Annotated in this window: 1 pseudogene; it reads right to left on the reverse strand. The window is 38.5% G+C overall.

What is annotated here, in order from left to right:
- A pseudogene (locus tag AB671_RS22590) lies at nt 1-220 on the reverse strand (DDE transposase); the annotation flags it as partial.
- Nucleotide 221: the final 1 nt, after the last annotated feature.

Raw genomic sequence — 221 nt, forward strand, 5'->3', positions numbered from 1 at the left:
TACTTCCTTTTCTACCTTTTGCTGTTTTGGAAGTGAGAACAGTGTAAAGTTCTCCATCAGAAAGGGCAACTTCATCCAAAGAAAGCTGTCTGGAGATATTTTTTGGGTAGAGTATCCAATCTTCTGCGTGTGCTTTTTGTTCCCAATCTTTAAAATTACTGATGCTTTGTTTGTACTGTCTTTGGAATTTTCTACCATCCACGCCATACATCTCACCAATG

The organism is Chryseobacterium sp. BGARF1, from assembly GCF_001677955.1.
Classification (GTDB): Bacteria; Bacteroidota; Bacteroidia; order Flavobacteriales; family Weeksellaceae; genus Chryseobacterium.